This window comes from Paenibacillus glycanilyticus NBRC 16618 (assembly GCF_004000805.1).
GTDB lineage: Bacteria > Bacillota > Bacilli > Paenibacillales > Paenibacillaceae > Pristimantibacillus > Pristimantibacillus glycanilyticus.
Genome location: NZ_BILY01000006.1, coordinates 221,868 through 246,666, shown reverse-complemented (window position 1 = coordinate 246,666; position 24,799 = coordinate 221,868). Strand labels below are relative to the sequence as shown.

Sequence of the window (24,799 nt, the reverse complement as noted above, 5' to 3'; positions counted from 1 at the left end):
TCAGGGTCTTTTCTCAACGCCGCACGCCTGCAACACGCACATTAGTCGCCTTGCCTATGCAAGATAAGACCCTTGCGGGGTCTTATGATCACCATTATTACTCCACTTTCGCACGTTAAGACCCTGCCAGGGTCTTATCTCAACGCCGAACTCCCGCAACATGCACATTAGCCGCCTTCCTATGCAAATAAGACCCTCGCAGGGTCTTATGATCACCAATATTACTCGGACTTCGCACATTAAGACCCTGGCAGGGTCTTATCTCAACGCCGAACGCCCGCAACATGCACATTCACCGCCTTGCCTATGCAGATAAGACCCTGAGAGGGTCTTATGATCACCAATATCACTTCTCTTTCGCCCGATAAGACCCTGCCAGGGTCTTAACCCGGTGCCGCACGTCCGCAACATGAAAAGCCATCCCTTGCCGAAGGCGGAAGGGATGGCTTTTTTAGCAGTCTTATACGGCTTCCAGACTATCCAGAATCTCGCTTAGGCTAAGCTCGGCGCAAGCCATGGACGTATCGGCCGCTCCGTAATACATGCGGATGCGATCGCCGTCTACCAGCGCGCCGCAAGAGAAGACGACTCCGCCGAAGAAGCCGTTCTGCTCGTAGTCGGCCTCCGGCTCCATAATCGGGCTGCCGGAACGGGCGATAACCTTGGACGGGTCGTTCAGGTCGAGCAGCACCGCGCCCATGCAATAGCGGTTATCTTTGGTCGCGCCGTGGTACAGCTCGAGCCAGCCTTTGTCCGTCTTGATCGGCACGGCGCCGCCGCCAAGCCGGCCGCTGTCCCACATGCCGTCGCGCAGACCGATCAAATGGCGGTGATTGCCCCAATAGAGCAGATTGTCGGACTCGGCAATCCACATCTCCGGACGTCCGCAGCTCTTTGTCGTTGGACGGTGCAGCGCGTAATACTTGCCGTTCACGCGTTCCGGGAAGATCAGCACGTCTTTGTTATCCGGGCCAAAGATCATTCCGTGATGAGTCACGCTCTCGAAATCCTTCGTCGACACGAGCGATTCACCGATACCGACCGGGGAAACCGCCGAGAAGTAAATATAGTAGGTATCCCCGATCTGCGTGATGCGGGGATCCTCGATCCCAAACGTCTCAAGCGATTGGGACGGATACACAAACGGCTTGTCGTCGATGGTAAAATGCCGGCCGTCTTTGCTCCGCGCAATGCGCAGGTAAGACAAGGAAGTCAGGTATTCAAACGACGGCGCGTGCTCCTTCCGCACGATAACGCGCGGATCGGAGAAATCGTAATCCTCGTCGTCCAAGCGGACCGGAAACAAGTCCAGCTCGCCCCGTTCCACGTTATAGACCGGCGCCAGCACGACATCCGGGTCCGGACTGATAGGCCGTTCAGCAACGCGGAGCAGCATGATAACCTCCCCGTTATATTCCGCAATGCCGGCGTTAAACGCGCCGATCACTTCGAAATCGGGACGGTGAGGCTTGACGTCCGCGGGCGTAACCAATGGATTCTGTTCATATCTATAGATGTTCATAAGAGGAGTCCTTTCTTTCGTACATTGCTAGACCGGCCGCATTCGACCGGATATAAATACAATTCCAAATTACAAGCCGGCAAAAGGGTCAATGATGGTCAACACCTGCGCATCGGCATCGCTAATGCCGGCATACAACAAGGCGCTGCCGTCCTCCCGTCTCACAAGGCCGCCGCTAAAAACAACATCCTGCAAGTCCGGCCGCTTGGACGGTCCAGGCAGGAACCGGCTACGCTCGGCGATTATCTTCATATCGGTAAAAGAAGCGTCCTTCGGGTCGTATACGAAGGCCATCGGATAATAATGCCGGTCCCCCGCTTCGTCGAAGCAGGCTGTGTGGCCCAGCACACCCACTCGGCCGTCATTCAGCAAATGGGCTTCGTTAGCGCCGCCCCATTCACCCTCGGCGAATTGTCCATCGAGAAGCGGCGCGTCATCGATAATCTTCGTCGTCAGGGCGTCCAGCGAAGCCACCTGCGCAAAGCCGATCTTGCCGCGGCCGCCCTTCTCGCCCTGCGGGCGGGTGAAGACCCCAACGCTGCCGCCCGGAAGCTCAACGAGACGAATATCCTTCATGCCGTCCGGCCCTTTGAAGAAGGGTTTCAAATCGCGAATGCCGCTGCCGCGATAGAAGACCGTCCGCCACATAAGCGCGTCCTCCCGTTCCGGATGCGGATAAATCTCGACGCCTCCAAGCACGAGTTCCCCGCCGATCCGGCAGTGGAACGGATCCTGCAGCGCCAGCACGGGAGCGCCCTCAACGGGAAGCCACTTGCCGTGTTGTTCAGCGAAGAAGACCACGTCGGAATGCTCGCTGTCCCTCGATTCCACGCGTCCCGGAATAACGGTTATTTCGCCATCCTGGATGGGAGCGGCGATATTGTATACGTCTTTATCGCCTACGCCTTCGAAGACGATACGCGACGGACTTTCGGCACGCGCACCAGAGACGCGGTAAGCTTCAAGAAGCTCGGAGCAGGCCAGCGGCCTGCGAGCAATTGGTTCTTGAACTGTCATGGTTCGTTTCCCCCAATGTTGATGTTATTTCAGGCTGAACTGCATGCCTTCTTGGAACTTCTTGCTGAATATAAGGAACATCACGATAATCGGCAGCGTCAGGATGGTTGAAGCCGCGTACAGAGGACCCGGATAAGACCCGTACGGTCCAAACATCTGGGACAATAACACGTTCAGCGTAAGCATCGAATCGCTCTTGACCGCGATCATATCCCATAGCAGCTCCGTCCACCGTTCCATCAGCAGGAACAGGAAGATGACGGTCGTGATCGACTTCGACATCGGCAGCATGATTCGGAACATGATTTTCAGATCGGAAGCTCCGTCCAGCTTGGCCGCTTCGATGAAGACGGTCGGTACCGCCTTGAAGAAGTTCGTGTACATAAAAATCGCCCATAAACTGACGGCCTTCGGAATGATCAGCCCCAAATACGTATCGTACAAGCCCGCACGCTGAATAATCAGAAAAGACGGCACGAGCAGAATGATAGCCGGGAAGAACATATGAAACAGAACAAAGTTATTGATCGCGTTCCGGCCGAAGAAATTCAGCTTCGACAGCGCGTAAGCGACCATGATGCCGAAGAACATCATAAGCGCCGTTGAAGCGATCGAGACGAAGATACTGTTAAAAAAGGCGTTTATCCAAGGCCGTGTAATACCGGTCTCGCCGCCGCTGAAAAGCCATTCGTACGATTTTGTCGTAAACCGCGTAGGAAAGAGCTGCTTATCGATCTGCGTCCAATCCGCGAAGGAGCTGAGTACCATATACAGGTATGGATACACCATAATGAGCAGAAGCACGGCCGCGATTCCGTATCGAACAGCTCTTCTCGTACCGCTGTGCTTTTTAGACCCAACCATTGCGCTTCCCCCACATCTCCAAAATTTTGCGAATAACGAAGATAGATATAAACGTCGCCACCGAAGCCAGCAGCGCTACCGCGGATGCGTAGCCAACCTGCATGTTCTGGAACGCCTGCTTGAAAATTTCCATCTGCCAGGTGTTCGTCGCATGACCCGGTCCGCCGCCGGTCAGCTGATACACCTCCGTGAAAATGCCAAAGGTAACGCCAAACGCCAGAATAAGCGTCGTATACAGCGAAGGATAAAGCAGCGGAAGCGTAATGCGCCAGAAACGCTGGCTGTCCTTCACGCCGTCAATCGCAGCAGCCTCATACACTTCCTTATCTATGCTTTCAAGGCCTGAAGTAATAATAAGGGCGTAGTAGCCCGTAAATTTCCATGCAAGAATCGCGCCTACCACGCAAAGCGCCGAGAATGGTGAACCAAGCCAGTTGATATCCAGCCCGATGCTGCGCAAAGAGACGTTTACGGGGCTTGTATAGGAAAGCAAGCCTTTTACGATCAGGGCGCTAACAACCCCGGAGCTCAGGTAAGGCAGGAAAAAGCCGATCAGGAACAGGCTTTTGAACCGGTTCAGCCCGTGCACGAGCACTGCCACCCCGACCGCCAAAACGGTAACGAGCGGAACAAAGATCATCATGAACTTGTACGTATTCCAAAAAGCCGCATGCACGCTTGAATCCTGCAAAGCGTCCATAAAGTTGGCGAAGCCAACGAAATTAAAGGTCGGGGCGATCAAGTCCCAGTCCGTGATGGACAGGAAGAATGACCAGATCAGCGGTCCGAAAAAGAAGATCAAGGAATAGATGAGATAAGGGCTGGTAAATAACCAGCCCAACTTGTTATTGCGTTGGTCCATGAGTAGGAGCCTCCCTTACTTCAGGGCTTTTTCCAAAGCGGACTTCATCGCCGCCCAGCCCTCCGTCGGAGCGATTTCGCCTTTGACGACTTTATTGAATGCCTGCTCGCCGATAATCGTCTGCAGGTCGTTGTATTTGGCGTTGTCCATCGGCGGCACGGCATTCGGCACGTTATCCGCGTATGGCTTGAGCTGCGGTTTCGCGTCCAGAATCGCCTTAAACGATTCGTTTGTCGACAAGTCGTCGCGCGCCGGCGGCAGATTGGTCTGCTCGAACCACTTGGCGTCGTTCTTTGCGTCGCTGTACACCCACTTGATGAAATCAAGGGCTGCCTGCTGCTGTTCTTTCGTCGCGGAAGCGTAGATGACAAGTCCTTTCGTATCGGCAAACGTTTTGCTTTGCGCCGGATCAACGTCGTCCGGAACAGGAGGCATGCTGAGCGCATACGTTTCGTTAAACTTCAGGTTAGGATATTTTTCTGCCCAGGTGGTGAAGGTCCATGGCCCAACGTCGGTGAAGATGCCCGTTCCGTTCTCGAACGGATCCGTCACCTGGCGGGAGAGAAGACCGTTCTCCTTGCGCAGGTTGTCTACGAAAGTAAGCACTTCGGTTCCTGCTTTCTCGTCCCCGGTGAACTGATCGCCTTCGATGAACTTGTTGCCGTTCGATGCCGCGTCATACAGCATGTAGAAGTCGAACCAGCGCTTCCAGGCCGTGGGATCCGCGAGATCCGGCTTCGCCCACAGGAACTTCTTGTCCCCGTATTTCGCCTTCAGCTTCTTCGTCACTTCAAGAACTTCGCTGTAAGTTTTAGGCGGTTCGTTATAGCCAAGCTCCTTCAGTACATCCAGGCGCCAGCCGAACAGCATCGGGTTGGAGTAGATCGGCAGCACGTACTGATGGCCGTCGGCGAACTTCCATGGCTCGATCGTTTTGGTCATGTTGCGTCCTTGAATAATATCGTTGTAGCCTTCCAGCGTATCGAGCGGTACCAGCGCCTGACTGTTGGACAGCTGAGCAGCGAAGCCGCGGTTAATGTTCTCGGAGATCGTTGGCGCGCTCTTCGCCGCGATGGCCGATTGAATGCTGGCCTCCGACGTCGGCGATTCCTTGATGGCGCTGACGTTGATCTTCACCTTGTCGTTCGTTGCTTCGTAAGCCTTGGCAAGCTCCTGCCAATAAGCCTGCTGGGTCGGGTTTGGAGCCGCCCAAAACTCGATAGTCGTAACCTTGCCTGCGCCCGACGAGCTGTTTCCCGTCTGATTCTGGCCGCCTTGGCCTGTCGAGCAGGCACTCAGCATTCCAAGCGCCACGATAGTGGTAAGCAGAACCGGTGCTTTTTTCTTCATGGAACAATGACCTCCCAAAAGCATGATTTTATAATGACAAATTTAATTCCGTCATGTTGCATCGCATGACATAAAGTGACTGGAAGCGTTTACGACCCTTATTATGCGCTGCTATTATTGTCTTGTCAAGTGATTACCGTAATAATCATCTTCAAAACAACATTACTAATCGCTTTACTTATTTGTTTTGTAACGTTACAATAGGCAGTGAACAAACCGTTCCTCCTTCCTTTTTCAAATACCGGAAGTGCGTCTTGACACACTTTCGAGGAACGGGAACAATTAAAGAAAACGAGCATTATTTTAGCGTTCTTGCGCATAAGCGCAGCGCCGAAATCAAGTCCCGACGGAGGTTGACCTCGTGAACAGAAAAGTTACGATGCAGGATATCGCAGACAAGCTAAGCTTGTCCAAGAATTCCATATCTCAAGCGCTCACCGGCAAACCGGGCGTAAGCGACGAGACGCGCCGATTGATCATGCAGACGGCGGACGACATGGGTTATGTATACAGCAAGCGGGTCGACCAGCCGGCATCGCCGCAATCGGCCCCGCGTACGATCGCCCTGATCGCTTCGAATTACGCATTCTCTATGAAAAGCTTCTTCGGCGATATTTATCTCAGCGTCGACAAAGAATTGAAGCAAAAAGGCATTGAGCTTATTATCCAATCCATCAGCCCGGAGGATGCCGCTTCCCTTACGCTGCCGCCGTTTATTCAACAACGCGCGGTTGACGGCATTCTTATTTTGTCTCATATAACGACGCCTTATATTCAAGCGGTTCTCGACACCGGAATTCCTTCCGTGTTGATTGACCATCACCATCCGGACCTCGCTGCCGACTCTATTCTGACGAACAACCGGTTCAGCGCATACGAGGCTATCCGCCATCTGGCTAATTTGGGACATAAGAAAATCGGGTACATGGGAAATATCCGTTTCTCGCCAAGCTATTACGAAAGGCTCGAGGGAATGCGGCTGGCCGCTTTCGAGCTTGGCATCGAACTTAAGGAAGAGTGGCTTGTAACCGCGGCGAAGGAAGAAAGCGGAGAAATCCGAACGCTCCTGGAGGGAATAACCGATCTACCGACCGCCTGGTTCTGCGTCAACGACGGCTTTGGCTTTATGGTGAATTCGGCTTTGCAGCAGATGGGGCTACGCGTCCCGGAGGATGTCTCCGTCGTCAGCTTTGACAACGGTTACTTGTCGAAGCTCGCCACGCCGCCAATCACAACCGTAGATGTCGATCTTCATCTGTACGCGCGCTGCGCCGTCGAGAAATTGATCAGCCGGCTTAACGATTCGGAACAGCCGCGGACGGAGACCCTGCTCTCCACCAAGCTGCTCGTAAGAGGCTCTACCGGTCCGGCTTTGCAGCAGAATTAAGCTTCTTCCTTACGTTAGGCACAAAAAAAGCGGCCAGCATGAATCATGCTCGGCCACTCTTTCATCCACTATGCTTATGTAATCGTTCTGTCTTGTTCTAAATGTTCTAAAGCTGCTCCAGCGCCTCAAGCGTAAGCAGCATATGCTCGATCAGCTCGGGTAAATCATTCATTTGCTCCTCGTCAATGCGGCGGTTGAAACGAAGCTCCACAGCGTTCTTGTACAGGTTGCCGCCCCCGCTCTTGCTTCCGTATACGAAGCTAAGCGTCTGGGTGAGCGAGACCTCCGCCCCCCATTGCTCCCTTACGGCTGTCTGGATTCGCTGGCAATGCGTTTCCGCATCGGGCATAGCCAAATGGAACAGCAAACGAAGACTGCAGCCCGGCGGCTCGCCTTCCTGCAGCTCCAGCAGCTCCGTCGCCAGGTCGCGGAGCGAGGTATCCAGCCGAATTTCGCCGATAATCCGCTTCTGCCGGTCGCTGCCGGCTAATACGAATTGCAGGGCGAACTCGCGGCACATCACCGCCATATCCAGCCGATCCACGCGGTTAACGATCCGGATCCGTTCGTCCAGGTTATCCAGATCATACAGCTGATTTTCCAGAGCGACCTTCAAATTATCGAAGATAGTCGGGTCAAATAACATCGCCATACACGAACTCCTCCAACCGTTCTAAAGCCGCTTCGTCAAAAGGACGCGAATTGTCGTAATACAGAACCGACGATTCCGGCAGCTCCCACGCAAGCGATCTGCGCCCAAGCGAACGGGAGAATGAATCCCAATGCACCAGCTTATATTGATCCGTTGCAAGCCCGCGCTCCTCGATCCGGCTGTAATGCATAGCCTCATCCTGCAAGTAAACCACAACCGCCTTCACATCGACATCGTCCAGGGAAAAGCCGGCTGAAGCCAGCTCCTTCACAATCCACGAAGGGTCGCTGATTTCCTTCGTAAACGGCCCGATGACGAAGGCATCCGTCCCAACGCCGACGTTTTCGAGCGCGGCATCCATCGTAATCCGGTAGCCGAGATCGCGGCACAGCTTCTTATAGTCTTCCGAATCGCGGTCATTCGGGTCCAGCCCGGCAACCGTCATAATCTGAACGGCTGCTGGCCGCAGCATCGTATCCATATCGAATACCGCCGCGCCGCGCTTACGGGCAAGCGCTTTGGCCAGCGTTGTTTTCCCCGCTCCGGCGCCGCCGACGAAAAATACAAGCTTTCGCATGACTTCCGCCCCCTACTTCCGCTGCAGCTGCTTCCAGACGGTCTTGTTGCTGTATTCCTTCGAGCTGCTGATGTCTTGGCCGAACCATTCCGGCGCCTCGAACGAAAGAGCGGCTTCCTCGGAATCGAACTCCACCTCAAGGACGGTCAGTTGAATCTGGTCGTAAATATCAATCTCTATCTGAGCGCCGTTCCATTCCGCCGTAATCCGGTTTTTCGTCAAGGCAACGGCGCCAAACGCTTTCACGACCTGCTCGTATAGCCCCTCGTTGATCTCGTACTCGACTTCCTCGCGCTTAATGCCGAATCCCTTCTTGAACGTGTGCGTGTAGGTAACCTCTCCGTTATCCAAATCCGTAATCCGGCGGACTCGCAGCTCCTGATCGGCCTCCAGCGCCAGGTAAGTCTGCTCGATTCGCTGCTCCGAGCGCACCCGAATTCGGTCTCCCAACTGCTCGTATGGTACGGCCAGCAAAAATTTGCGTTCGATCTCTAATGCCATGAATACTTCTCCCCCATAAACATGAATTTGCTTAATCATATCACAATCCGCCGCTTGGACGCGCCAAAAAACCGGGAGATGCCTTATCCCCCGGTCCACAGCGTCATTTAATATTTTTCCCGTAAAAAATCTCGTACATCTCGTCCGTTAGCCGCTCCGTAATTTCCTTCTGCTCGTCCATGCTCAGCTTGTCCTTCGTGTAGCCGAACAGGTAGTTATTGAGATCGAATTCCCGCAGCTTGCATTTGGTGTGAAAAATATTTTCCTGATAGACGTTTACGTCAATCATGTCGTATTGGTCGATAACCTCGTCCGGAATGTAATTCTGGATCGAATTGATATCGTGGTCGATAAACAGCTTGTTGCCGTTAATATCTCTCGTAAAACCGCGAACCCGGTAATCGATCGTCATAATGTCCGTATCAAACGAATGAATCAAATAATTCAGCGCCTTAAGCGGCGAAATCTCCCCGCAGGTTGCCACGTCGATATCGGCGCGGAACGTGCTGATTCCTTCGCTCGGATGATATTCGGGATACGTATGAACGGTAATATGGCTCTTGTCCAGCTGCAGCACCACATTGTCCGGAAGCGGACCCGGCGACTCGTCAAACGTCGATTCGGTCGGCACCTCCACGATTGGCCCTTCCGACACCAAAATCGTAACGCTGGCGCCTTGCGGCACGTAATCCTGCTTGGCAATGTTCAGGACATGCGCGCCAATGATGTCGGCAACCTGCTTCAATATTTTCGTAAGCCGGTCGGAATTGTACTGCTCGTCGATGTATTCGATGTAGGCTTCGCGTTCTTCCTTCGTCTTCGTATAACAGATATCGTACATATTGAAGCTGAGCGACTTCGTCAAATTGTTAAAACCATGCAGCGTAATCCGCTGCTCGGGCGTAAACTTCACCTTCAATCCCCCCGTTCCTAACTCTTCCACTACTATTACCCATTTTTCCGGGGCTGATTCAAATTATGGCAATAATCTCATGTTGAAGGCAGGTGCGGGATAAGCCTTTTATGGTATACTGCTTCAATAAAGAATTGCATTGGAGGGCCAGCAATCATGAAAATTTACGTCGTTGTCTCGTTCACGGAGGACGGGATGGAAAATGTATACGTCGGCGATGACCAGGAAAAGGTGCAGTCGCTGAACCCGGATGACTTCGAGAACAGCGATGCGCTGTTCGTCGAGATTTGGGAAGACGGCGAGAAGACCGACGAATACCGCGTCGGCTCGTACGAAGAGGACGAAGAAGACGAGGAACCCGAGAACTAATCGTACGCCAAAAACGGTCCCCGCGATGCCTGATGCAAGGCAAAGCGGGGACCGTTTTTTATTTTACAGCAAACCTAAGCTTCGCAGCTCCCCGGCGGTAAAGACGCGGGATCTCGTCAAGAAGCGCAATCCCTCCGGTCCTTCCAGCGAGAACATCCCTCCTCGCCCGGGAACAACGTCGATGATCAGCTGCGTGTTTTTCCAATAGTCGTATTGCGCCTTGGTCATATAAAACGGCGCGCCGCCAATCTCGCCAAGCAATACATCCTGATCGCCGATCAGGAATTCGCCCTGCGGGAAGCACATCGGCGAGCTGCCGTCGCAGCATCCGCCCGACTGATGGAACATGACGTCGCCATGCTTAGCCCGAATCCGTCCGATTAGCTCAAGCGCGCTTTCCGTGGCAAGCACCTTAAGTACGGTTTCCGCGGCCATAATTAGAAGAAGCCTAACGCATCGGGGCTGTAGCTGACGAGCAGGTTCTTCGTCTGCTGGTAATGCGACAGCATCATCTTGTGGTTCTCGCGGCCAACGCCGGACATTTTGTAGCCGCCAAACGCCGCATGCGCCGGGTAAGCATGGTAGCAGTTCGTCCAGACGCGGCCCGCTTCGATCTGGCGGCCCATCCGGAAGGCTGCGTTGATGTCCCGCGTCCATACGCCGGCGCCAAGCCCGTACAGCGTATCATTGGCAATCGCCAGCGCTTCCTCCGGCGTGCCGAAGGTGGTGACGGCAACAACCGGCCCAAAGATCTCCTCTTGGAAAATCCGCATGCCGTTATTGCCGCGAAGCACGGTCGGCTGAATATAGTAGCCCTGCGAAATATCACCCTCGACAGCCGCGCGGCCTCCGCCAATCAGGCATTCGGCGCCTTCTTGGCGGCCGATGTCGATGTAGCTTAAGATTTTCTCCATTTGCTCGGTGGACACCTGCGCTCCGATCATCGTATCCGTGTCGAGCGGATTCCCCTGCTTGATGGATGCAACACGCCGCAGCGCCTTCTCCATAAAGCTGTCGTAGATCGACTCCTGGATCAGCGCGCGGGACGGACAGGTACATACTTCCCCTTGGTTCAGCGCAAACAGCGTAAAGCCTTCCAGCGCCTTGTCGAACAAGGCGTCATCCTTGGCCATAATATCCTCGAAGAAAATGTTTGGCGATTTGCCGCCAAGCTCGAGCGTTACCGGAATGAGATTTTGCGAGGCGTATTGCATGATGAGGCGGCCGGTTGTCGTCTCGCCCGTGAAGGCAATCTTCGCAATCCGGTTGCTTGAGGCAAGCGGCTTGCCCGCTTCCAGCCCAAAGCCGTTAACGATGTTAACGACGCCCGCAGGCAGCAGATCCTCGATCAGCTCCATCAGCACGCAGATCGAAGCCGGCGTCTGCTCCGCGGGCTTCAGCACGACGCAGTTGCCGGCCGCAAGCGCCGGAGCAAGCTTCCAAGTCGCCATGAGCAGCGGGAAGTTCCACGGGATGATCTGGCCTACGACGCCAAGCGGCTCATGATAATGGTAAGCAACCGTATCGTTGTCGAGCTGGCTGAGCGAGCCCTCCTGCGCGCGGATGCAGCCGGCGAAATACCGGAAATGATCGATCGCAAGCGGCAGGTCGGCTGCCAGGCATTCGCGGATCGGCTTGCCGTTATCCCAGGTCTCGGCAACGGCGAGCGTCTCCAGATTGCTCTCGATCCGGTCGGCAATCCGGTTCAGGATGTTCGCGCGCTCCGCCGCGGAGGTCCGTCCCCAGGCTGCTTTTGCCGCATGCGCCGCGTCCAGCGCAAGCTCGATATCCTCCGATGTGGAACGGGCTATTTCGCAGAAGGCCGCGTTGTTCACGGGAGAAACGTTTTCGAAATATTGGCCTTGCGTTGGCGGCGTCCAGCGGCCCCCTATGTAGTTCTCGTACCGTTTCTTGAACGTAATCTTCGAATCCTGCTTACCCGGCTCAGCGTAAATCATGGGCTAACCATCCCCTTTTCGAAAAGTAGCTTGCTAGCGTTATTGAGAGATTCCGAAGCGCAGTTTCACGAAAACGCTACCATAGTGATACAAGCTTATGCATGGCAGGTTGATGATAGAACGAGCACGCAAAAAAGCCGGTCCCACAAGGGGACCGGCTTCGTCTGCTGTTTGTTGTCTGCCAAGACAGACGTTTACAGCATGATTTTGCAAATATCGTTCGTGAACTGAACCGGATCCTGCACCGTCAAGCCTTCGATCAGAAGAGCTTGATTGAACAGCAGGCTCGTATAGAGGCTCAGCTTTGTTTTATCGGTTGCGTAAGCATCCTTCAGTGCCTTGAACACGTCATGGTTCACGTTGATTTCGAGCACCTTGCTGGCCTTCACGTCCTGGCTGTTAGGCATCGCCTTCAGCACCTTCTCCATCTCAATCGTCACTTCGCCTTCGGAAGACAAGCAGACCGGATGGGATTTGAGACGCTTCGAAGCTTTGACGCCCGTTACGTTGTCGCCAAGAATTTCTTGCATGGCCGCGAACAGATCCTTGTTGTCGTTAGCTTCTTCTTCGGTTTGCTTCTCCGCTTCATCCGCTTCGATGCCAAGGTCGCCGCTCGACACGTTTTTGAACGACTTGTCTTTGTACGTGCCAATCATCTTGATCGCGAACTCGTCGATATCGTCGGTGAAGTAGAGCAGCTCATACCCTTTGTCCGTTACGATCTCGGCTTGAGGCAGCTTCTCCAGACGTTCGATCGACTCGCCTGACGCGTAGTAGATAAACTTCTGGTCTTCCGGCATGCGGGATACGTATTCCTCAAGCGTAACCTGCTTCTTCTCCTTCGAAGAGTAGAACAGAAGCAGATCCTGCAAGGTATCCTTGTTCGCGCCGTAATCGTTGTACACGCCAAACTTCAGCTGACGGCCAAACGCTTTGTAGAAGCCTTCGTACTTCTCGCGTTCTTCCTTCAGCAGGCTCTGCAGCGTGCTTTTGATTTTGTTCTTGATGTTTTTCGCGATCAGCTGCAATTGACGGTCATGCTGCAGCAGCTCCCGGGAAATGTTCAGCGACAGATCCTCGGAATCGACCATCCCTTTCACGAAGCTGAAATAGTCCGGCAGCAGGTCCGCGCATTTGTCCATAATAAGAACGCCGTTCGAGTAGAGCTCCAGCCCTTTTTCGAATTCCTTCGTGTAGTAGTCAAACGGCGTATTTTCCGGGATAAAGAGAATCGCATTATAGACTACCGCGCCGTCCGCGCTGATATGAAGATGCTTCAGCGGCTTGTCGAAGCCGTAACGCTTCTCGAAGTAGAAGTTGTCGTAGTCTTCCTGCGTCAGCTCGTTTTTGTTTTTGCGCCAGATCGGAACCATGCTGTTGATCGTTTGTTCCTCTTGGTATTCCTCGAACTCGCCTTCGCTGCCTTCTTTGGGACGCTGGCCCTTCACATCCATCTTGATCGGATAACGGATAAAGTCCGAGTACTTCTTAATGATCGATCTCAGGCGGTACTCTTCGAGGAACTCGTCGTAATTGTCGTCCTCGGTGTTCGGTTTGATCGTCATGATGATATCCGTGCCTATGCCTGCTTTGTCCGCAGTGGTAATCGTGTAGCCGTCAGCGCCTTCCGACTCCCACTTGAACGCTTCGCCTGAGCCCAGCGCGCGGCTGATGACTTCAACCTTGTCCGCCACCATAAACGCGGAGTAAAAGCCTACGCCGAATTGGCCGATAATGTTGTGGCCGTCCTTCGCTTCGTTCTCCTTCTTGAACGCCAGCGACCCGCTCTTCGCAATAACGCCAAGGTTGTTTTCCAGCTCCTCCTGCGTCATGCCGATACCCGTATCCGAGAGGATCAGCTTACGGTTATCCTTATCCACCGTTACCTTTATGTAATAGCTCTCTTTGTTGAATACCAGCTGGTCGTCCGTCAGTGCTTTGTAGTAGATTTTATCAATCGCGTCGCTGGCATTCGAGATAAGCTCTCTCAAGAAAATTTCGCGCTGCGTGTAAATGGAGTTGATCATCATCTCCAGCAGCCGTTTCGATTCCGCTTTGAACTGTTGCTTTTCCATTCGTGTGATGTTCTCCTTCCAATATCGTGAGTTTGCGTTAGCACTCTCCGTGTTGGAGTGCTAAACCTTGCCTTTACTATATAATATGGAGATTTTGGGTGTCAACCGGATATAGGGAATGACTCTAATAAAATAAAAAAACTCCGTCCTCCAAGGACGAAGTTATCGTTTGCATCTTTAATGAACCTTCTATTTATTCAACTATAAGTTTAGCCTTCATATTGGCGTGGCCTGAGCCGCACATAACATTACAGAAGAATTCATACGTACCCGCCTCATTTATTGTCACAACCTCGGAATCACCGGAGTGCAGTTCTTTGATTTTAAGGTCCTTAAATGCAAGGCTATGTACGCCGGACCCCGAATCTAACGTCAGCTTAACGGCTTCTCCTTTTTTAATTCTGTACTCGGCTTTATCAAACTCCCAGTTCTTTGCCTTGATAACGACTTCATTCGCAGTTGTGTTTGACTCTTCACCAGCTCCTGATTGAACTTCTTCATTTTTACCGGCTCCACATGCCGTTAGCAATAGGACATACGCAACAATAATGACGAAAACCCATGTTATACGAGACACGCTATCCCCTCCTTGTGATGGTAATAGCTTAAATCCTTCCATTTATATCTATCAATAAGTCTATCTCTATATCTGTCATAGGAATCTCTAATATCGATGGGGACCACGCCTTTTTTCACACAGACTTTTTTAAAGATATAAACGATAGCTATAACTTATATAGACAGACTCCTATTGATCGAAGCACAAAATGGATACTAAGATATTTCTAATGCCCAGCCATGATTGGATTGTGCGAATTGAACATATCGGAGGTATTTAAATTGGAATTGAAAAGAGACCAATTAACGACAAGCTGGGGAGCTCCGGTGGGAGATAACCAGAATTCGATGACAGCCGGCTCCCGGGGTCCAACGCTTATTCAAGACGTTCATCTTCTCGAGAAGCTAGCTCACTTCAATCGCGAACGAGTTCCTGAACGCGTCGTGCATGCGAAAGGTGCCGGCGCGCACGGCTATTTCGAAGTCACCCGTGACGTATCGTCCTATACAAAAGCCGGCTTTTTGTCCGAGGTTGGCAAACGTACGCCCGTGTTTGTACGCTTCTCCACGGTTGCAGGCGAACTCGGCTCCGCAGATACCGTCCGTGACCCTCGCGGCTTTGCCGTCAAATTTTATACCGAAGAAGGGAACTATGATTTGGTAGGAAACAACACCCCTGTCTTCTTCATCAGAGATGCTATTAAATTTCCCGATTTCATCCATACTCAGAAAAGACATCCTCAAACCCACCTGAAAAATCCAAACGCCGTATGGGATTTCTGGTCTTTGTCCCCCGAGTCCTTGCACCAAGTATCCATCTTGATGTCCGACCGCGGCATCCCCGCTACGCTCCGTCATATGCACGGTTACGGCAGCCACACGTTTAAGTGGGTGAATGCGGATGGACAAGCAGCTTGGATCAAGTATCATTTCAGAACGGAGCAAGGGGTCAAAAACCTGGATGTTGAGCTAGCTGCCAAGCTGGCCGGCGATAATCCCGATTATCATATTGAGGATCTGCATACTGCCATAGAGCAGACAGACTTCCCTTCATGGAAGCTGTATGTTCAAATCATGCCGCTTGAGGATGCGAATACCTATCGTTTCGACCCGTTCGACGTAACAAAAGTCTGGTCGCAAAAAGACTACCCTCTTATCGAGGTTGGACGTCTGGTACTCGACCGTAATCCGGACAATTATTTTGCCGAGGTAGAACAAGCTGCTTTCTCTCCCGGAGCCTTCGTACCGGGTATTGAATCTTCTCCGGATAAAATGCTTCAAGGACGTTTATTCGCCTATGCCGATGCGCATCGCTACCGGGTTGGCACAAACCATAACACGCTTCCCATTAATAAGCCTATTGTCGAAGTGAATAATAACCAGCGCGATGGTCAGATGCGTTATGACCGCAATGGAGGGAGCTCGGTATATTATGAACCGAACAGCTACGGGGGAGCGACCGAATCCGTTGTATCCAGGACAGCCTCGTTTGAAGTATCCGGTTCAGCGGGCAGTGCCCCATATGACAATAATGACCATTACACGCAGCCCGGCGATCTGTACCGGTTGCTTAGCGCGGAAGAGCGCGGGCGTCTGGTAAACAACATCGTAAATGCCATGAGACCGGTTGATAAGGATGAAATCAAACTTCGTCAAATCATGCATTTTTATAAAGCCGATCCCGAATGGGGAAATGCGGTTGCCGAGGGACTTGGTTTGAGAGTTACGGAGTTGGCTTAATCCATTCCCTCATTAAAACAATCAAAGAGCAGTTACTCGAAAGCTAATACTAGCCTGGTAACTGCTCTTTTTTCGTTATAAAAGGAATGAATTATTTTGCGGCAAGAAAAGCAGCAACCTCGGCTAGCCGGGAAGCGTAACCCCACTCATTATCGTACCAAGCGGCTATGGATAATAACCCGCCCTGCACTTGCGTCAATGGCAGATCGATAATGGAGGAATGAGAATCCCCTACAATGCGGGAAGAGGCCCATTCGCCCTCCAATACATCTAAAACTCCCTTAAGCTCCCCTTCGCTGGCGGCCAAGCGGAACATGTCATTGATCTCTTGAACGGAGCATGGTTTCTCCGTGATCAGATTAAGCTCCGCGATACTGCCTGTGCGAGTCGGGATTCGGTAGGCCTTGCCCGTAATTTGAAGATCGCTCCAAATAAACTTGAGCGCCTTAGCCGCTCCCGAGGAGGAAGGAATGATATTCTCCGCTGCCGCCCAGGAGTCCCGGCGATCCTTCATAGGCTGATCCGTTAGGGATTGCGTGTTGGTATACGAATGAACCGTGGAGAACAAGCCGTATTTAATGCCGTAATTTTCTTTAACCAATTTCACCACGGGTGCCAGCGCATTGGTTGTACAGCTGGCCATGCTAATAATTTTATGCTTATCCGGATCAAAGCTGTCGAGATTAATGCCTTTGAGCAGAACAGCGTCGCAGTCTTCGAGACTTTTGCTTGGCCCGCTGACAAGCACGCGCTTCGCACCGCGATCGAGATGCATTTGAGCAACGGGTCTGGTCACAGCGCGTCCCGTACAGTCAATAACCAGTTCGACGCCTAGTTCTCCCCAATTCGGCACTTCACTGGACGAATTCATATAGCGGATTTCGCGTCCGCCTATGATAATTGCTCCTTCGCGGCCCAGAACCTCTTCAGGCCAACGTTTGTAATTCGTATCCACCTCAAAAAGCGCCGCAAGCACGGATTCCTCTTTTATATCAGAGATCGAATACGGTACAAAAAGCTTCTCCTGAAGCGCTACTCGAAGCAGTTGCCGACCGATGCGCCCGAAGCCGAAAATTGCAATCTTACTCATGGTATCTTCCCCTTATCATGAAGAAAAATAGGTTCATTTCTTGCTTGGATCGAGCTCCTGCACTTGAATAGGCGGCAGGTTCTTTTCTATTTCCGCACGGCTGTTTTCAAACCACAACGGCAGCATTAACGTCTCGCCCAGATGATCCTCATGCTCATCATTTGCGAAACCCGGAGGATCAGTCGCGATTTCAAACAAAATGCCGCCATGTTCGCGAAAATAGATGGCATGGAAATACTGGCGGTTGATAACCGGCGTAGGATGGAAGCCGCTGCTTTCCACATGGCTTCTCCAAGCCTCATGCTCTTCGAAATCCCTGGCTCTCCAAGCGATATGGTGAACCGTGCCTGCACCGGGGATTCCCGCATCCATCGGCTCCGCATTCACGTCGATCAGGTTACCTAGCTCCCCTTCCGCCTTATAGCGAATGAAGCCTCCTTCTTGCCCTACCTTTTCAAGACCCAAAACGTCCTCAAGAACTTTAATCGTATCTACGGATGCCGTGCTGTACAGCACCGCGCCTCCAAACCCTTTGATAGCCTTATCCGCCCGGATACCCCCAAATGACCAAGTATTGAGATCGCCGTCTTCTCTTTCAACTATCTCTAACTGCAGACCATCAGCATCCAGAAATTCGATATAGGTTTCGGAGAAGCGGGTGCTTTCCGTGAAGGAAATATCAAACGCAGAGAGACGCGCTCTCCAATATTCAAGTGCGCCTGGCGGCACTACGTATGTTGTTGTACCTACTTGCCCTCCGCCAATTCGGCCCTTATGAGAAAATTCGTATGGGAAGAACGTGATAATGGTTCCGGGGCTGCCTTTTTCATTGCCGAAGTACAAATGGTAAACTTCGGGCGCGTCAAAGTTAATCGTTTTTTTCACAAGACGAAGCCCTAGGACCCCAGCATAAAAATCTACGTTTCTCTGAACATCCTTCACGAAACATGTAATATGATGGATGCCTGCCGTTTTCATTGTGATATTCCCCATTTCTCCCAGACTCCTTCTGTTAGGTTTGTCGATCATGCTAGTAACCGAACATACTATTAATAAATCATAGAGAAAAGAGCTCCCGCGAACCATTCCGTTTTCTCTATATCGGCATAGCGAATTTACTATATCTTCGGCCCGAATAACCTAGCCTAAAAATGATTTCAGCATCCATACGTGCTTTTCGAGCGAGTAATGAATGGCTAGCAGCATATCTCCGGTTGTCTCATCGCCTTCATGATTAGCGATGCTCATCCCTTCTTTAAGCTCATTAACAATCGTTTCGAAATCAGCTGCAATCGTGCGGACCATTTCCGTAGCGCTCTCATTACCCGCCGCATCCTTAACCGTTGCGATTTCGAGAACTCCATGCAGAGTCGCTACGGGACTGCCGCCCAATGCCAGCAGCCGCTCGGCCAGATTGTCCACATGCAGCGCGGCCTCCGTGTATAGTTCTTCAAACTTTAGATGCAAAGTGAAGAACTGCGGACCTTTAACATACCAATGATAGTTATGGAGCTTGGTGAACAGAAGACTCCAGTTCGCTATCTGAGTGTTTAACGCGGCCATAAGCTTTTCAGACATCATAAATATCTCCTTTACAATTTAGCATTAAATTCCAAATGTCAATATAACACAAGCATAAACTTATTGTATATGCGGATTTCTTATTATAAGAAAATGCTATACGAAGCATAGATAGATCGATATTGATCGGATGAAGCTCTATTTATACGATTATGTTACAAATAATATAAAAGGAGAATTCGAATGGGAGTACGTTTTTTAAAAATGGCTGTTATCTACATTGTTCTCGGTATTGGCATTGGAATCTACATGGGTACAACTTTGAACTTTGCGTTGACCAGCGTTCACGCCCACGCCAATCTTTTCGGATGGGCAACCTTGGCCCTTTGCGGATTTACTTATCTGCGTTTCCCCAAGGCCGCAAAGTCCCCGCTGGCTAAATGGCACTTCTGGCTGCAGGGTACAGGCTTGCCAATCATGTTGATTTCGCTATCCTTTATGGCAAACGGTTATGATCAAGAGTGGCTGTCGACTATAAAGCGTATAGGCGAATCCGTTGCCGGAGCCGGAATTCTTGTTTTTGCGGTCAACGTATTTATGCATGTTAAGGAAACCGAGAGGGAGGAACACATTTGATTAACACCGTAAAGCCTATTAAACCGCATTATCGTTTAACGACTCTAATTTTATTCTGGTGCTCATTGATTGTCGTCTCCGCTTTATATTTAACGATACCTCTGCTCTCCGTATTCGAGGACGTATTCCAGGTGTCGTCTTCCGACGCGGCTTGGGCGGGAAGCGCCTTTTCTTTTGCTTTTGCGGGCGGAGGACTCCTGTTTGGCGGGCTTTCCGATCGTTACGGACGAAAAAAAATGATGATTGCCGGGTTATGCCTGCTTACGGCATCAACCCCTTTTATAGGAACCGTTCACGAGATTCATTGGCTTATTGTGTTAAGAGCGATTCAGGGATTGGCAGCATCCATGTTTCCGCCTGCCGTGTTAGCCTACGCTATGGAGATGTTCCCGGCTAAGAAAAAGGTAACGATTCTTGGTTTTATAAGCACCGCTTTTTTAATGGCCAGCATCGTTGGACAGATCTATAGCAGCACCGTCGAAATGGCACTAAGCTGGAAATATGTGTTTTACATCCTCGGCATCGTGTATGCTGTTTCGTTTTTTTTGATTGCATCAGGTATACCCAAAGATATAACGCAGAAGCCGGAGGGCAATTGGTTCACTCCTCTTAAGCGCATCGGCGGTATTTTCAAGAAAAAAAGCCTGCCCTTCTGTTACATCATTTCCTCAACCCTCTTTATTGCGCTCGTCGGTTATTTCTCTACGCTCGGAAGTTATCTAAGCAGCTCTCACTTCGGTCTGAGCCACCAGGAAATTTTATGGATTCGCGCAGCCGGCATCATTGGCATGTTCATCTCTCCGTTTGACGGAAAGCTAGTTGCTAAGTTTGGCGTTAAAACTGTTCTATGGTGCGGATTAATTATGGCCGGTATTGGTCTCGGCTTGGTTGGCGTTTCGGAGAACCTCGCATTATTAATCCCGACGAGTATTATATTTACTGCCGGCATTGCGATGGCCCTTCCCGCCTTAATATCCTTAATAGGCACTTTAGCCGGAGAGCTAAGAGCCAGCGCTCTTTCTTTCCATATGTTTATGCTTTTCATCGGTGCCTCGCTTGGCCCTATCATCTCCATTTATTTAATCGATACCCAAGGTCATAGGTCTACTTTCGAGGTGTTAGCCGGATTGCTTCTGATCAGTACGGTTGTCCCGCTCTTTATTCGCTTAGAGAAAAAGGAAAGCAAGACACAGACCAATTCGCTCAACCAAACTAACGTTAAGTCTCATTAAGAGGTTAAATGAAACAACAAAAATGCTCCCCATGCAGCGTTTATCTGCAAGGGGAGCATTTTTATTGTTGTTCGTGAATCAAGCAAGCAGAAAGGTTAGAATACAAAGCAATCGAGGTCGCAGAAGCCGCTTCCGTGATGATGATTGCATTTATGATGAAGATGGACCTGTTTAGGGGCATGAATGCCCGATCCGCCTCCGTATTCCGATTCCTTGTAATAACCGCCAAAGACATTATGAGGAGACCAGTCCGGACTCGCTTTGGGAGCCGGAGGCGACAAAGACTCAAACTCCTTCGTGCCGTAGACAATTTTGCCTCCTACAACCGTAAAGACCGATTCTATTTTTTTAATGGCTTCTTCGGAGACAAGCAAGAAATTATCGGAAAGAATCGAAAAATCAGCATAATGACCCTCTTTGATTTGTCCTTTTACGTCCTCCTCTTTGGAGAACCAAGCATTCCCCGACGTATACATGCGGAGCGCTTCATGCCTTTCTACGCGGTTGGATTCAGGATACAGGCTGAGCCCGCCCAACGTCTTGCCTGTTACCAGCCAGTATAAGGCAACCCACGGATTGTAACTCGCCACCCTCGTCGCATCCGTCCCAACGCCAACGCGTAATCCGTGCTTAAGCATCTTGGTGATCGGAGGAGCATTTTCCGCCGCTTCAGCCCCGTATCTTTCGACGAAATACTCGCCTTGAAAAGCCATTCGGCTTTGAACCGCGATTGAGCCGCCTAATTCCACTACCCGCTCCAAATCCTTCTCTTTGATCGTTTCGGCATGATCGAGAATCCAGCGCAAGTCTTTGAACGGCACCTCTTTATTCACGCGCTCGAATACATCAAGAAAACGGGAGATCGACTCTCCGTACGTGGCATGAAGACGAAACGGCCAGCGTTGCTCAACGAGATGCCGGGAGACATCGAATAGTTCATCTTCAAGTACGGCAGGCAGCTCCGGGCGAGGCTCTACGAAATCTTCAAAGTCTGCCGCGCTATAAACGAGCATTTCGCCGGCTCCGTTATGGCGATAGTAAGAGCTGCCCGTGTACGGCTGCGATGAAGCGGTCCAAGCTTTAAAATCACTCAACTCATTCTTGGGATTCTGCGTGAATAGATTATAGGCCGTGCGTACCGTGATCTCTTCGCGTTTATCAAGCTCATCGAATACCTGATAGTCATCGGGATAGTTCTGAAAACCGCCGCCGGCGTCAATCACGCTCGTCACTCCGAATCGATTCAGTTCCCTCATAAAGAGCCGGGTTGAATTCAATTGATCCTCGTAGGAAAGCTTAGGCCCTTTGGCTAACGTAGCATACAAAATAGTGGCATTGGGCCTGGCGATAAGCATTCCCGTAGGGTTGCCCTTGCTATCCCTTTGGATTTCTCCACCCGGTGGATTTGGCGTATCTTTTGTATATCCGATTACTCGCAAGGCGGCTTTATTCAGAAAAGCTTGACGGTAAAGATTGAGAATAAACACGGGGGTGTCCGGGGCAATTCGATTGATTTCATCCAGGGTCGGCATCCGGCGTTCAATAAATTGGAACTCCGTCCATCCCCCAACGACACGCACCCAATGAGGAGCCGGCGTACGATCAACCTGCTTTTTCAGCATGCGCAGCGCATCCGCTACGGATGGAACGCCATCCCAACGAAGTTCAAGATTATAGTTGAGACCGCCGCGAATGAGATGAATATGGGAGTCGTTCAAGCCCGGTATTAACATGCGTTTGTTTGCGTTAACAACCTTCGTGGAGGATCCGGCGTATTTCATGATTTCGGCATCATCCCCCACTGCCACGAATTGGCCGTCCTTCACGGCAACTGCCGTTGCTGTAGGATTTGAATCGTCCATCGTTACAATATTGGCATTATGAATGACTAAGCTGGCTTCACAATCTATCGTTTTCTTAGACATGATTCCGTTCTCCTTTTCCATCATTTTATTTGCTGTTCATCAAATGCTGGATCCAAGGTATCAGCCGCTGGCCCAAAAACATGCCGGCGAGACCAAGCAGCCCTAAAAAAGGCGGTGCAGGCGAAGGGATTTTAAGCGATTGAAAAATAACGCCAATTACGACACCCGCAGCTAGAGCTAGTACCATAGACCCCAAGCTCATTTCCCCCATATTCATTCCCTCCTTTTTCATCTTCTTACTGGATGCGTTCTATTTATAAGTCTAAAAGTCAACATTTTTACTAGCAATAAGGCTTTCTCTATAACAATCATAGGAATTATTTATGCAAATACTTTATAGAACTTTTGATATATATAGTTTTTATCTATGAAATATATAGAAAACTGAAGATTGTTCGCATGGTTGTATTTCAATAGACTGAGTACATGCAGCGCGATTTCCAATTTATTGGGACTGTTGTAATACTATTCGGAAAAGGCAGGGATCTTAGTATGTTTAACGGGAAGACGGATTTACTTACGGCTGACAATTCTGCAATCATTCTTGTAGACCATCAGCCTCAAATGCTCTTTGGCGTTCAAAGCGCCGACCGCCAGACCATCATTAACAATACGGTTGGATTGGCCAAGACAGCTAAAGTGTTTAATGCACCGATCATTCTTACGACCGTAGCAGCGGAATCCTTTTCAGGCCCGCTTCACCCGCAAATTCAAGAGGTATTCCCGGATCATAAGCCGATTGACCGAACATCCATGAACTCCTGGGAGGACGAAAACTTCTTAGCGGCGGTGAAGAAAACGGGCCGTAAAAAGCTGATCATCGCGGCGCTTTGGACGGAAGTTTGTCTGGCTTTCCCTACAATTGCAGCCATCAAAGACGGATATGAAGTATACATTGTAACGGATGCTTCCGGCGGGACAACAACGGAAGCGCACGACATGGCTGTTCAACGCATGATTCAAGCAGGAGCCATTCCGGTAACCTGGCTGTCTGTTCTGCTTGAATACCAACGCGATTGGGCGCGCCAAGAAACCTATGACGCCGTTCTGTCGGTCGCTAAGGAGCACAGCGGAGCTTATGGCGCGGGTCTTGTTTATGCGCAAGCGATGTTTGGCGGCCACGGGGGATAAATCTATTCCCAAGCGGAACCGGCTTAAACGGGAGTGGAAAATAGAGAAACAAATATTAGAGGAGTGAAGGCTGAAGCATGGCTAAATTAACAGTCGGAACAGAAAACGGACAACCCATTGAATTGTATTTTGAAGATCTTGGCGCAGGAAAACCTGTCGTTTTGATCCATGGCTGGCCACTGAGCGGACGCTCGTGGGAAAATCAAGTTCCAGCGCTTATCGAAGCGGGTTACCGCGTGATTACCTATGACCGCCGCGGATTCGGACAATCCTCCCAGCCGTGGAACGGCTACGATTATGATACCTTTGCGGCCGATCTCCATAAGCTGATTGAGCATTTAGACCTTAAGGATGTAACGCTGGTCGGGTTTTCGATGGGCGGCGGAGAGGTTGCCCGTTATGTAGGCACTTACGGATCAAGCCGCGTCAGAAAAGCCGTGCTCGCCGCAGCGGTTCCGCCGTTCTTTTATAAATCTGACGAGCATCCGGAAGGCGGTCTGGATGAAGCCGCCATTCAGAGCTTCCAAGACGGCCTGAAGAAAGACCGTGTCGCCTTCCTTGACGGCTTCACCCATAATTTCTTCAAAGCAGGGGATAGAACCGATCTCGTGAGCGAGTCCTTCCGTGCTTACAACGTTGATATTGCTTCGTTTGCTTCGCCTAAGGGAACGCTGGATTGCACGGATGCCTTCGGCCGGACGGATTTCCGCGGCGATTTGGCTAAATTCGATATCCCATTGCTCGTTATCCATGGCGATTCCGATGCCATCGTGGCGCTTGAGGTAAGCGGTCAGCTTTCCCACGAAGCGGTTGCGGGCAGTCAGCTCGTCGTCATTGAAGGCGGGCCGCATGGTCTGAACGCGACCCATCCCGAGGAATTTAATACGGCTTTGATTCACTTCCTTAATGCCAAATAAAT

25 protein-coding genes are annotated in these 24,799 nt (G+C 51.1%); 7 read left to right on the top strand and 18 right to left on the bottom strand.

Features of this window, described 5'->3' with window-relative positions:
• Positions 1-460: 460 nt before the first annotated feature.
• From PGL01S_RS06955 to PGL01S_RS06935, 5 genes are all read right to left on the bottom strand, one after another.
• On the bottom strand, positions 461-1,522 hold the full coding sequence (locus PGL01S_RS06955) for a BtaManbiosPhlase (RefSeq protein ID WP_127492841.1): 1,062 nt from the start codon (positions 1,520-1,522) through the stop codon (positions 461-463).
• Between the two features lie 69 nt (positions 1,523-1,591).
• Positions 1,592-2,539 carry an MTP-1 family protein gene (locus PGL01S_RS06950; protein WP_127492839.1) on the bottom strand — a complete coding sequence of 316 codons (948 nt, stop codon included), beginning with the start codon at positions 2,537-2,539 and terminating at the stop codon, positions 1,592-1,594.
• Between the two features lie 24 nt (positions 2,540-2,563).
• Complete coding sequence (locus PGL01S_RS06945) at positions 2,564-3,403, bottom strand: carbohydrate ABC transporter permease (RefSeq protein WP_127492836.1); 840 nt, start codon at positions 3,401-3,403, stop codon at positions 2,564-2,566.
• Positions 3,390-4,265, bottom strand: coding sequence for a carbohydrate ABC transporter permease (locus PGL01S_RS06940; RefSeq protein ID WP_127492834.1), 876 nt, complete (start codon positions 4,263-4,265; stop codon positions 3,390-3,392). Before PGL01S_RS06940 ends, PGL01S_RS06945 begins: the two co-directional genes overlap by 14 nt.
• Positions 4,266-4,280: 15 nt before the next feature.
• Positions 4,281-5,615, bottom strand: a complete 1,335-nt coding sequence (locus PGL01S_RS06935) for an ABC transporter substrate-binding protein (RefSeq protein WP_127492832.1) — start codon at positions 5,613-5,615, stop codon at positions 4,281-4,283.
• Positions 5,616-5,976: 361 nt separating this feature from the next.
• On the opposite strand from PGL01S_RS06935, the gene PGL01S_RS06930 reads away from it, so the two are divergent.
• On the top strand, positions 5,977-7,002 hold the full coding sequence (locus PGL01S_RS06930) for a LacI family DNA-binding transcriptional regulator (RefSeq protein ID WP_127492830.1): 1,026 nt from the start codon (positions 5,977-5,979) through the stop codon (positions 7,000-7,002).
• Between the two features lie 106 nt (positions 7,003-7,108).
• On the opposite strand, the gene PGL01S_RS06925 is transcribed toward PGL01S_RS06930, so the two are convergent.
• The 4 genes from PGL01S_RS06925 to speD form a co-directional block, all read right to left on the bottom strand.
• A complete protein-coding gene (locus PGL01S_RS06925; RefSeq protein ID WP_127492828.1) occupies positions 7,109-7,654 on the bottom strand; it encodes a hypothetical protein in 546 nt (181 codons plus the stop codon).
• On the bottom strand, positions 7,638-8,231 hold the full coding sequence (locus PGL01S_RS06920) for a P-loop nucleotide/nucleoside kinase family protein (protein WP_127492826.1): 594 nt from the start codon (positions 8,229-8,231) through the stop codon (positions 7,638-7,640). The genes PGL01S_RS06925 and PGL01S_RS06920 overlap by 17 nt, the downstream gene beginning before the upstream one ends.
• Positions 8,232-8,243: 12 nt before the next feature.
• Entirely contained in the window at positions 8,244-8,732 is a 489-nt protein-coding gene (locus tag PGL01S_RS06915) for a CYTH domain-containing protein (RefSeq protein ID WP_127492823.1), read from the bottom strand.
• 103 nt (positions 8,733-8,835) lie between these two features.
• Complete coding sequence (gene speD / locus PGL01S_RS06910) at positions 8,836-9,645, bottom strand: adenosylmethionine decarboxylase (RefSeq protein ID WP_015846969.1); 810 nt, start codon at positions 9,643-9,645, stop codon at positions 8,836-8,838.
• A gap of 156 nt (positions 9,646-9,801) precedes the next feature.
• Here speD and PGL01S_RS06905 point away from each other — a divergent pair, with 156 nt between their 5' ends.
• Positions 9,802-10,014 (top strand): hypothetical protein, encoded by a 213-nt coding sequence (locus tag PGL01S_RS06905; RefSeq protein ID WP_127492821.1) that lies wholly within the window; start codon positions 9,802-9,804, stop codon positions 10,012-10,014.
• A gap of 63 nt (positions 10,015-10,077) precedes the next feature.
• On the opposite strand, the gene PGL01S_RS06900 is transcribed toward PGL01S_RS06905, so the two are convergent.
• The 4 genes from PGL01S_RS06900 to PGL01S_RS06885 form a co-directional block, all read right to left on the bottom strand.
• Positions 10,078-10,449 carry a DUF779 domain-containing protein gene (locus PGL01S_RS06900; RefSeq protein WP_127492818.1) on the bottom strand — a complete coding sequence of 124 codons (372 nt, stop codon included), beginning with the start codon at positions 10,447-10,449 and terminating at the stop codon, positions 10,078-10,080.
• 2 nt (positions 10,450-10,451) lie between these two features.
• Entirely contained in the window at positions 10,452-11,972 is a 1,521-nt protein-coding gene (adh, locus tag PGL01S_RS06895) for an aldehyde dehydrogenase (RefSeq protein ID WP_127492816.1), read from the bottom strand.
• Positions 11,973-12,166: 194 nt separating this feature from the next.
• Entirely contained in the window at positions 12,167-14,047 is a 1,881-nt protein-coding gene (gene htpG / locus PGL01S_RS06890; protein WP_127492814.1) for a molecular chaperone HtpG, read from the bottom strand.
• Between the two features lie 193 nt (positions 14,048-14,240).
• The gene (locus PGL01S_RS06885; protein WP_164775399.1) at positions 14,241-14,624 is read right to left on the bottom strand and encodes a cupredoxin domain-containing protein; all 384 of its coding nucleotides are present in this window, start codon (positions 14,622-14,624) and stop codon (positions 14,241-14,243) included.
• Positions 14,625-14,893: 269 nt separating this feature from the next.
• On the opposite strand from PGL01S_RS06885, the gene katA reads away from it, so the two are divergent.
• Complete coding sequence (katA, locus tag PGL01S_RS06880; protein ID WP_218032359.1) at positions 14,894-16,345, top strand: catalase KatA; 1,452 nt, start codon at positions 14,894-14,896, stop codon at positions 16,343-16,345.
• A gap of 91 nt (positions 16,346-16,436) precedes the next feature.
• On the opposite strand, the gene PGL01S_RS06875 is transcribed toward katA, so the two are convergent.
• The 3 genes from PGL01S_RS06875 to PGL01S_RS06865 all read right to left on the bottom strand — a co-directional run bounded on the left by PGL01S_RS06875 (position 16,437) and on the right by PGL01S_RS06865 (position 19,013).
• Positions 16,437-17,435, bottom strand: coding sequence for a type I glyceraldehyde-3-phosphate dehydrogenase (locus PGL01S_RS06875; RefSeq protein ID WP_127492807.1), 999 nt, complete (start codon positions 17,433-17,435; stop codon positions 16,437-16,439).
• A gap of 33 nt (positions 17,436-17,468) precedes the next feature.
• Positions 17,469-18,419 (bottom strand): ring-cleaving dioxygenase, encoded by a 951-nt coding sequence (locus PGL01S_RS06870; RefSeq protein ID WP_127492855.1) that lies wholly within the window; start codon positions 18,417-18,419, stop codon positions 17,469-17,471.
• Between the two features lie 156 nt (positions 18,420-18,575).
• A complete protein-coding gene (locus PGL01S_RS06865) occupies positions 18,576-19,013 on the bottom strand; it encodes a Dps family protein (RefSeq protein WP_127492805.1) in 438 nt (145 codons plus the stop codon).
• A 186-nt stretch (positions 19,014-19,199) separates the two neighbouring features.
• On the opposite strand from PGL01S_RS06865, the gene PGL01S_RS06860 reads away from it, so the two are divergent.
• The gene (locus PGL01S_RS06860) at positions 19,200-19,592 is read left to right on the top strand and encodes a hypothetical protein (protein ID WP_127492803.1); all 393 of its coding nucleotides are present in this window, start codon (positions 19,200-19,202) and stop codon (positions 19,590-19,592) included.
• Positions 19,589-20,824, top strand: a complete 1,236-nt coding sequence (locus PGL01S_RS06855; protein ID WP_127492800.1) for an MFS transporter — start codon at positions 19,589-19,591, stop codon at positions 20,822-20,824. The genes PGL01S_RS06860 and PGL01S_RS06855 overlap by 4 nt, the downstream gene beginning before the upstream one ends.
• A 95-nt stretch (positions 20,825-20,919) precedes the next feature.
• Here the strand turns inward: PGL01S_RS06855 and PGL01S_RS06850 are convergent, their stop codons facing one another.
• Together PGL01S_RS06850 and PGL01S_RS06845 are read right to left on the bottom strand one after the other, a co-directional pair.
• Entirely contained in the window at positions 20,920-22,749 is a 1,830-nt protein-coding gene (locus PGL01S_RS06850) for an amidohydrolase (RefSeq protein WP_127492798.1), read from the bottom strand.
• 25 nt (positions 22,750-22,774) lie between these two features.
• Positions 22,775-22,960 carry a XapX domain-containing protein gene (locus PGL01S_RS06845; RefSeq protein WP_244935528.1) on the bottom strand — a complete coding sequence of 62 codons (186 nt, stop codon included), beginning with the start codon at positions 22,958-22,960 and terminating at the stop codon, positions 22,775-22,777.
• A 281-nt stretch (positions 22,961-23,241) separates the two neighbouring features.
• Here PGL01S_RS06845 and PGL01S_RS06840 point away from each other — a divergent pair, with 281 nt between their 5' ends.
• Both PGL01S_RS06840 and PGL01S_RS06835 read left to right on the top strand, forming a co-directional pair.
• The gene (locus PGL01S_RS06840; protein ID WP_127492796.1) at positions 23,242-23,880 is read left to right on the top strand and encodes a hydrolase; all 639 of its coding nucleotides are present in this window, start codon (positions 23,242-23,244) and stop codon (positions 23,878-23,880) included.
• Positions 23,881-23,957: 77 nt separating this feature from the next.
• Entirely contained in the window at positions 23,958-24,797 is an 840-nt protein-coding gene (locus PGL01S_RS06835; protein ID WP_127492794.1) for an alpha/beta fold hydrolase, read from the top strand.
• The last annotated feature ends 2 nt before the right edge of the window (positions 24,798-24,799 follow it).

Bases quoted from the DNA above. Each gene is read 5' to 3' on its own strand.
- PGL01S_RS06955 (WP_127492841.1), bottom strand. From the start codon at position 1,522: ATGAACATCTATAGATATGAACAGAATCCATTGGTTACGCCCGCGGAC.
- PGL01S_RS06950 (WP_127492839.1), bottom strand. From the start codon at position 2,539: ATGACAGTTCAAGAACCAATTGCTCGCAGGCCGCTGGCCTGCTCCGAG.
- PGL01S_RS06945 (WP_127492836.1), bottom strand. From the start codon at position 3,403: ATGGTTGGGTCTAAAAAGCACAGCGGTACGAGAAGAGCTGTTCGATAC.
- PGL01S_RS06940 (WP_127492834.1), bottom strand. From the start codon at position 4,265: ATGGACCAACGCAATAACAAGTTGGGCTGGTTATTTACCAGCCCTTAT.
- PGL01S_RS06935 (WP_127492832.1), bottom strand. From the start codon at position 5,615: ATGAAGAAAAAAGCACCGGTTCTGCTTACCACTATCGTGGCGCTTGGA.
- PGL01S_RS06925 (WP_127492828.1), bottom strand. From the start codon at position 7,654: ATGGCGATGTTATTTGACCCGACTATCTTCGATAATTTGAAGGTCGCT.
- PGL01S_RS06920 (WP_127492826.1), bottom strand. From the start codon at position 8,231: ATGCGAAAGCTTGTATTTTTCGTCGGCGGCGCCGGAGCGGGGAAAACA.
- PGL01S_RS06915 (WP_127492823.1), bottom strand. From the start codon at position 8,732: ATGGCATTAGAGATCGAACGCAAATTTTTGCTGGCCGTACCATACGAG.
- PGL01S_RS06905 (WP_127492821.1), top strand. From the start codon at position 9,802: ATGAAAATTTACGTCGTTGTCTCGTTCACGGAGGACGGGATGGAAAAT.
- PGL01S_RS06900 (WP_127492818.1), bottom strand. From the start codon at position 10,449: ATGGCCGCGGAAACCGTACTTAAGGTGCTTGCCACGGAAAGCGCGCTT.
- adh (WP_127492816.1), bottom strand. From the start codon at position 11,972: ATGATTTACGCTGAGCCGGGTAAGCAGGATTCGAAGATTACGTTCAAG.
- htpG (WP_127492814.1), bottom strand. From the start codon at position 14,047: ATGGAAAAGCAACAGTTCAAAGCGGAATCGAAACGGCTGCTGGAGATG.
- PGL01S_RS06875 (WP_127492807.1), bottom strand. From the start codon at position 17,435: ATGAGTAAGATTGCAATTTTCGGCTTCGGGCGCATCGGTCGGCAACTG.
- PGL01S_RS06865 (WP_127492805.1), bottom strand. From the start codon at position 19,013: ATGTCTGAAAAGCTTATGGCCGCGTTAAACACTCAGATAGCGAACTGG.
- PGL01S_RS06860 (WP_127492803.1), top strand. From the start codon at position 19,200: ATGGGAGTACGTTTTTTAAAAATGGCTGTTATCTACATTGTTCTCGGT.
- PGL01S_RS06850 (WP_127492798.1), bottom strand. From the start codon at position 22,749: ATGTCTAAGAAAACGATAGATTGTGAAGCCAGCTTAGTCATTCATAAT.
- PGL01S_RS06845 (WP_244935528.1), bottom strand. From the start codon at position 22,960: ATGGGGGAAATGAGCTTGGGGTCTATGGTACTAGCTCTAGCTGCGGGT.
- PGL01S_RS06840 (WP_127492796.1), top strand. From the start codon at position 23,242: ATGTTTAACGGGAAGACGGATTTACTTACGGCTGACAATTCTGCAATC.
- PGL01S_RS06835 (WP_127492794.1), top strand. From the start codon at position 23,958: ATGGCTAAATTAACAGTCGGAACAGAAAACGGACAACCCATTGAATTG.